The sequence below is a fragment of the Citrobacter sp. S46_ASV_140 genome (genome assembly GCF_018919545.1).
Taxonomy (GTDB): domain Bacteria; phylum Pseudomonadota; class Gammaproteobacteria; order Enterobacterales; family Enterobacteriaceae; genus Citrobacter; species Citrobacter braakii.
This window is the reverse complement of sequence record NZ_JAHLRC010000151.1, coordinates 1-7,148: the sequence shown is the minus strand read 5'-3', so window position 1 is coordinate 7,148 and position 7,148 is coordinate 1. Positions and strand designations below refer to the sequence as shown.

The window sequence follows — 7,148 nt, the reverse complement described above, 5'->3', positions numbered from 1 at the left end:
GATCATATACAGCGTCAGCAACACGCAGCAGGTAACGAACAACACGGCAATCAGCAGCAAAAAAGTGAGCAATATTCTCGACAGGGTCGATTCCTGACGATGCTGCCGACGCAAATCTCTGCCAAACAAAAAAACCAGATAATAGCGTTTACTGAAAAAGGGAAAGCTTCGGCGAATATCGATCTGATGCCGCGAAGTCAGAGTCGAGGCCAGGATCGCTTTTTCCACCCCTTCTTTTTGTTCAGGGGTCAACCCTTGCGCAATCGGCTCGTCAAGATGAGCATAAAATCGTTCGATGACGGGAGGACGATTTTGAGGACTGGTCAAAATTAACCTATATCTTTATCAATTGAGTGATAGACGTTAATCGTCTTTTTGGCGATTTCATGCCAGTTGTAGTTTTGCAAATATACACGATAGTCCACGCTATTGGTTGCCGCCCATTCGGTTAATTTTTCGGCCAGGCTGGTCACATCCCCCACCTTAAAATAGGCCTCGGACGGCAGTTGAACTTCGAGGTTAGCCGGAATATCACTGACGACGGCAGGAAGAGAAAATGACATCGCTTCCAGCAGCGCAATGGGCAATCCTTCATGGTATGAAGGCATCACAAACAGCTGTGCCTGGGAAAACACCGCCTGAAGCTCATCACCACGCAAGAACCCCGTCATCACAACGCCAGGGGTGTCCGCGGCAAGCTTTTTGAGGCGAATGCTGTATTCGGTCGGATGATCCGCATCGCCAATTAACACTAACGGCATAGTTAAACCGCTGCGCTGATAGGCGGCGATGGCATCATGCATCCCTTTTTCTTCCACAAATCGCCCAACCACCACGAGGTAGTTTTTCGGCTGCAGCCCAAAGCGGGAGAGCGTATTGTCGATGGTCAGCGCAGATAACGACCGCGGCTCGTTGACGCCATTGTGAATTAAATGCGCATCATAGCGAGCGTGTTTTTTCTGGATCAGTTGATTAATAACCTCAGAAATCACAATCACTTCGTTGGCATATCTCACTGCCCAACGCTCACCCAGCAGCAATATTTTTTTAGCAACAAATCCCCATTTTTGACGATCGTAATCAGGTCCATGGTGGGTGAACACCACCTTCTTCCCTAACATGCGTAATAAGGGGATCACAAGCCCAGGTCCGATAGCATGGACATGCACAATATCTGAATGGTCGATACTTGTCCTAAATGCCGCTAAAACGGAATGGACAATCGCTTCCAGCGAGCGCTTTTTGGGTGCCCACAGCGCGTAGGTTTCAACTTTCTTATATAATGATCGTTTGTAATTTACATACGGCGAGCGTGCAATCACGCAAATATCAACGTCCAACTGCTGCTTAATGGCAGGATATAGATTCTGACAGTGTGTCTCCACCCCGCCCAATACATCGGGAATACCACGCGTACCAAAAACCGTTATTTTTTTACTCATACTATGGCCTGCTCAGCAGTTCTTTATAGAGCGCCAGTAGAGTATCCATATGTTTACTCAGCGCATATTTTTCACTCAATCGCGCACGACCCTGTAAGCCCATGACCCGCGCCTTCTCTGGCGAGTCGGCCAGTGCATCCATCGCATTTGCTAACTCCTGCGCATTGCCAGGTTCGAATAAAATCCCTTCGATGCCGTCACGAATTTGTTCCGGGATGCCACCGATGCGCGATCCGATCACCGGCTTGCCTAAGGACATCGCCTCTAATATCGCCATAGAACAGTTTTCATAGCATTCTGAAGGAAGGATCACTGCCCGCGCATGCTTAATAAGGTTATCGAGAGCTTCCCCTTGTTGCACATAACCTAAAAACTCAACGTCCGGGTATTGGGCGACTAATTCGTCGTGCAGGGGACCGTGCCCCACAATTTTCAGCGGCGCTTTGTTCTGCATTTTCTCATGCGCCGCCAATAACGTTGCCACGCCCTTTTCACGGCTCAGGCGACCGAAGTACAGCATATAGCCCGCATCGCTTACCTCACCCAGAGGACGGCTGTCATCAACGCCATTGACGATGACATCAATGCGCGAATTCGGCAGCGTACGCAACAATACGCCGCGTAAAAAGACGCTCGGCGAAACGATCACATCCAGCGCCTGGTAATTTTGCGCAATATACTGCCAGGTCGCCTCTAAAGAGAGCAGGAGGCTTTTTGAAGCAGAGCCTTCCTGGCAACGATACCTGAAGGCATTGAAAACCGTCCCGGTAATACAGGAATCACACACTTTACCGTCGCGCAGCATGGAATAGGCAGGACAGACGATTTTATAGTCATGCGCGGTCAGCACCGTTTTGCAGCCAAAATTGCGGGCCACTTTAATCAACGCCGGCGTTAACTGATGGTAAATGTTATGGAAGTGGACGATATCCGGACGCTCTTTTTGTAGTAGCGCCAGCATCTTTTTGCAGGCCTGCGAATTATGAATAAAGTTAACCGCCGTTTTGAGCCCGCCCAGCAGATTGCGCTCTTGGTGGTAGTCCACATTGCTGACGAAATAATCCGCATAGTCCGAAGGGAAATTGTTCTCATGCTGCATCGAGAAATCAATAACCTGTACTCCGGCCTGTTTCAGCATCTCGCGCTCTTGAAAATAAACGGTTTCCGCGCCGCCTTTAATGAAAAAAAACTTATTCACTAATAAAACTTTCATTGCGCCAGCCTTAGTTATTCATGAATGATTTTACTGTCAGGCGGAGTCAACGGATCGCGTACTGGTTTAGTCAACCCTTTAACAAGTCCCGCAGAAAGCACGGCCAGGTTCATTACGCTCTGCAATCCGTTCAATAACGATCGATTCTGCACGGTTTTCAAGATAATAAAGGCAAGCAAGGGTAGAAATGCAATATCGAAAAGTTCGAGATTGAAGGTCACCGCCGCAATAAACAAGGCAATCAGATACACAGAAAAAATCGCCTCGTTCTTAACCATTTTTAACGCTTTGCCGAAATAAGGTTTTCCCCATGCACAACGTAAAAGCTCGCCCGGTGCCTGATAGTATCCACTTTTCCAGCGGTGCTTCAGCATCTGAAAGGTCGGCATGGTATGCGAAGTATGAATAAAATACGGAATATTCAGACGGCGTAGTTTATAACCCGCATCGAGCAAACGCAGGCCAAGTTCGGCTTCTTCATAAGCGTGCAAATTACGGTTGGTGAGATAACCAATTTTCTCAATCGCAGAGCGGCGATATAACCCACCACCGCCTAAATGGTCGCTATCTCCAAGCGGATAGATTTTACTAATACGCTGCTTACGCGATTTAAATTCATAGTTAACGGCATCGTCCATTTCAACGGTTCCCGCGACCCCTGCATATTCCGGCTCAGCCTGCAAAAAAGCGACAGCCTGATCCACAAAGCCCTCTTCCAGCTCCATGTCGCCGTCCATCAGCAACAGATATTCCCCTTCACTATACAGATAACCTAACTGATGCCCGACGCCGCAGCAGCGATCGCCTGGGTCAGTTAAAGAGACCACGGTCACCCCTTTATCGATCGCAAGCTGTTGGGTGTTATCCGTTGACAGGCTATCTGCCACTATAATTTTATGTGGATAATCAACAAGCTGCCTGCGGATACTGTCTATCGTTTTCTCAATACATTCAGATTCATTGAGTGTTTTAATACTCACTGAAATAAACGGTTTTTGGTCCATACAATTACCCTACACAGCGAAGGACGGTTCGACGAATCACTAAACTTGATCCTAGTGATAAATAGAACAGGAATTGTAACATCGGTGTAATCATCAGTATCTGGCTGTAAGGTAAGCTAATTAAGCAACTGATAGCAAAAGCGTTAAACGCCGGTGCAAAGCTCAGCAACTGAAGATCCTGCTGGTCCAGTTGTTCAAGCGTCAGTAATGGCTTTGGCTGACAAACTTTCAGGATATAAATGAATAAGCTAATAAAAAGTAACGTGCCGATCACCCCGACTTCCCACAGCAGCATACTCAGGGAAGTCGAGTCGAGAATTAAGTTATAAATGATATTCAAAAAGCCCGGCGACACCGTACTCCCGCTGTTTGTGGCGTTGAGCCCGTACCCAAATAACGTTCCTGAAAGCCCCCACAGATCGTTATTTTTCAACCAGAACAGGAACGTCGTAAAGCGCCCTAACTCCCCGGTAGACATGATGTAGTTCGGGTCAAAGATATAGCTTAAGGAGTCGATGAAAATGCTTAACGAGCTTTTCGACGGATCGCCGCCAAACGCGGAAGAATAATAGTACGCGAGGATCACTATCGACAGGCTAATAAGCAGCAGCATGCCCGCCACAATAACCAACAGCGTTTTCAGATTAACCTTACTGACGTCTTTGACGTAGCTCGGCGAGATCCACACCCACGCGAGGAACAGAGGTGACAGCAGAATGACGAACTTCACTTCACCAATAATACATAGCCCGATCCCAAGAACAATGTGCAACGCCATGGACTTGAACGTGGTCAATCCGTGCTTATACTCAGAGACTTTTAACAACATAATCAACAGGCAAAACAGGCCCATCGCAGCAGTGTTACCGCCCCCCATGGGGTCACCGCCAAACGTACCAACCACGGAGTCCCATTTCTCATCTTCGCCACGCACCGCAACGCGCTGGGGAACGACCAGTAAAACCTGATAAATCATTACCGGGATTTGCGCGTAAAACACCCAGTACAGATAGCGCGTTGCACGGTAAATCTGCGACTCCCGGCAAAATCCCAGCAGCAAACAGATCATCACCAGTGACAATGCGATTTCATTTTTAAATGCCACAATCGCGACGGTGATCCCGCCCTGAATCAGCGTCGATGTTCCGGCCAGTATCAGGAACGAAAAATACAACGCCAGGACAATCGTCTCCTGCGCATCCAGCTGCAGCGAGCCATCACGCGTCTGCATCACCAATAATCCCACCATCAACAGGGTCAGGAAAAAGGGGAGCCACAGCACCGACTGCATGCCGGTAAAGTATTGCACCAGGCCACACAGGATCAGCGTGACAAAGCTAAAAACCTGTAAATAGTATCCGGTATTCAGCGTCATAGTATCACCGGCTTATCTTTCAGAAGATTGGCTCGCTTATTCATTTTCAGATAAATGAAGGCGTAGCGAATAAATGTCAGTGAAGAAAACAGGATAACCGACGTGGCATAATCTTTATGAAAATAGGGAATGACGACAAATGCGAATAACACAATCGCCAGCTGTTCCAGTTGGATACGCAGAAAATAGCGGTGGGAACCAAAAATAAGCTCAATCACCGTCAGAGGGCTTATCGCCAGCGCCGGGAATAAATAGGGCAACATGTAGCGCGACGTCTCAATGGAGTTAATCCAGTCTTCGCTAAAGCCCAGACGCATCACTATTGGATAGAAAATAAACACCCCGAGAGTACAGATAACCCCCAGAACCAACAGTAGCAACCGTACCCTGGTATATTCCTGATAATTAAAGGTGTTATTTCTGAAGTCGATAGACCACTTGGAAAAAATAGTATTGCGCACTGCGTTGCCGATGATCACCACCGGCGCCAGGCAAAAGCGGCTAACCACGGAAAAATAACCTGCCGTCAGCGCCGAGAACCAAAAGTTAATCAACATAATCGGCAAATTACTGCTGGCCATCGCCAGCACTTCCGCACTACCGACTTTGGTAATGTGATGGATATTTTGTTTGAAAAAATGCCAGTTACTGGCAGGTCGCAAATGTCTGGCCGCCACGGAACGAATATCAAACGAATGCAAAATACAGCTTATGGTCAGCAGCATCGTCGCGCAGGCCCATGACCAATAAAACAGTTGCACCTGATGCGTAACCAGAACCGAAAGTAATACCACCACAGAGACAGAGATGCGCTGGAAAATCAGAAAACGAAAATTGGCCGTGCGCAGCGACAGGTTTTCCGAGATTAAAACCCACGCCGTCGCCAGCGTCAGCAAATAGAGGAACAGGATGTTCTGGTGAAACAGCCACGCTGTCAGTACGGCGTACGGTAAGGCAATGATCGTGCTTTGGATCAGGCAAAAAACGACGTTCTGTACCAGTTCGTCGTCGTGCTGTTTTGGAATTAAAAGCTGCGATGCAAAGGTACACACCTGCGCGCCCACTACGGCGATGCTGTAATTGAGCGCATAAAGCCCCACCTCAGCCATATCGTACTTGTGTGAAATCAACCAGATAGACAGCGCACCAATCAACTGCGAGATGACTGATGAACCGGCTATCGTGGAAGCGCTCTTCAGTAGACTCATACCCGGCCTGGCGTCGTCATCAGTTGATCGGTACTGAAGTTAAGTGAACGCAGACCCTCCTGGGTTTCAAGATCTTTTTCTTCAACCGCATTGAGTACCGCGCCAATCACCACGCCGTTATTTTCCTCAATCTTATCCAGCGCGCTGGCGATGTGTCCCGCCGACTCCACCCCGGCTTTCACAATGAAAACAACCCCATCGACGGCACGTTTGATCAGTTGAACATCCTGACTCTGATTCACAGCAGCAACATCAATAATGATGCGCTGATAATGCGATTTCAGTTCGCGCATTAAGGGTTCAACATGCTCCGACGACAACATCAGTAAAGAAGAGATGGTGCTCTTGCCGTGCGCAATAAAGTCGAGATTATCACTGAGCGTGATCCGCGCCTGTTCCAGCTGAGTCTCTCCGCGCAGCAGCTCAGCCAGGCCTGCGGATGTAGGTGATGCCAGTTCAGAAGAAAGCCCGCCCGTATTAAAGAAATCCGCATCAATAAGCAGCGTTTTCTGGTCAAAACTAAAGGAGTTCGCTAACAGATTCGCCAACAAAGAACGCCCATCACCGTGTTCCGTCGATGCCACGGCGAGCGTCTGTAATGGACGATTATCCAGCATAATCCGGGTACGGATACCGTGCACAATATCGGCATTCAGCGGGTTCTTCAGGATCATGTCCCGCACTTGCGCACGCCCTGAGGTTCCACTAAAACGACGGATTTCGCCCAGCGGGGTAACGTTGAGGCGCTTTTTCATGCGACTCAGGCTGGCGATTGAGTTATCCATCGCCGCTTTGACAATGAAATACATGATGCTGAACACGACCACCAGCATGACCACCATCACCAACAGCAGTGATTTATTCGGCTTCGCCGGTTTTAATGCGGGAACTGCGGGATCGTATAAC

At 48.5% G+C, this 7,148-nt stretch carries 7 protein-coding genes; all 7 read right to left on the bottom strand.

Annotated elements, in window-relative coordinates:
- A partial coding sequence (locus tag KQJ19_RS21255) for a hypothetical protein (RefSeq protein WP_216404100.1) occupies window positions 1–327 on the bottom strand: 327 nt, incomplete at its 3' end.
- A 2-nt stretch (window positions 328–329) separates the two neighbouring features.
- On the bottom strand, window positions 330–1,442 hold the full coding sequence (locus KQJ19_RS21250; protein ID WP_016157268.1) for a glycosyltransferase family 4 protein: 1,113 nt from the start codon (window positions 1,440–1,442) through the stop codon (window positions 330–332).
- Window position 1,443: 1 nt separating this feature from the next.
- Complete coding sequence (locus KQJ19_RS21245; protein WP_216404099.1) at window positions 1,444–2,655, bottom strand: glycosyltransferase family 4 protein; 1,212 nt, start codon at window positions 2,653–2,655, stop codon at window positions 1,444–1,446.
- Between the two features lie 14 nt (window positions 2,656–2,669).
- Window positions 2,670–3,659 carry a glycosyltransferase gene (locus KQJ19_RS21240; protein WP_016154114.1) on the bottom strand — a complete coding sequence of 330 codons (990 nt, stop codon included), beginning with the start codon at window positions 3,657–3,659 and terminating at the stop codon, window positions 2,670–2,672.
- 4 nt (window positions 3,660–3,663) lie between these two features.
- On the bottom strand, window positions 3,664–5,034 hold the full coding sequence (locus tag KQJ19_RS21235; RefSeq protein ID WP_046274865.1) for a hypothetical protein: 1,371 nt from the start codon (window positions 5,032–5,034) through the stop codon (window positions 3,664–3,666).
- On the bottom strand, window positions 5,031–6,242 hold the full coding sequence (locus tag KQJ19_RS21230; RefSeq protein ID WP_216404098.1) for a capsular biosynthesis protein: 1,212 nt from the start codon (window positions 6,240–6,242) through the stop codon (window positions 5,031–5,033). Before KQJ19_RS21230 ends, KQJ19_RS21235 begins: the two co-directional genes overlap by 4 nt.
- The coding region (locus KQJ19_RS21225) for a CpsD/CapB family tyrosine-protein kinase (RefSeq protein WP_216404097.1) at window positions 6,239–7,148 on the bottom strand (910 nt) is incomplete at its 5' end. The genes KQJ19_RS21230 and KQJ19_RS21225, both read right to left, overlap by 4 nt.